The 317-nt window shown below is 70.0% G+C and carries 1 protein-coding gene; it reads right to left on the bottom strand.

Going from position 1 to position 317, the window contains the following annotated elements; genetic code table 11:
* The coding region (locus D0817_RS27100) for a DNA ligase LigA-related protein (protein WP_202866538.1) at positions 1 to 277 on the bottom strand (277 nt) is incomplete at its 3' end.
* Positions 278 to 317 lie beyond the last annotated feature (40 nt).

Here is a 317-nt window from a genome sequence, read left to right as displayed (position 1 = left end):
GCGGCGCCGCGCCCACGCGGAAGGGCGGCGAGTCGTTTGAGATGGCCTCGGGGTGGACCGCCTCGAGCGCCTGCAGCTCGACGAACATGCGGTCGTACTCGGCGTCGGGGATGGTCGGCGCGTCCTGCACGTGGTAGGCGTAGATGTGGCGGTTCAGCTCCGCCGTCAGCGAGCGCATGCGCGCCAGGTCGGCGCCGGCGCCGCCCATCGCGCTCATCGCGTTGGCCGGACCGATGGCCGGACCGTTGGCCGGACCGTTGGTCAAATCGTTGCTCAAGATGTTGCCCGGCTTAGCTGAACAGGCGCATCGCGCGTAC

It is taken from the genome of Flavobacterium cupreum (assembly GCF_003996965.1).
GTDB classification, from domain to species: Bacteria; Bacteroidota; Bacteroidia; order Flavobacteriales; family Flavobacteriaceae; genus Flavobacterium; species Flavobacterium cupreum.
The sequence above is the reverse complement of the archived record's forward strand: the minus strand, read 5'-3'. Positions and strand labels throughout refer to the sequence as shown.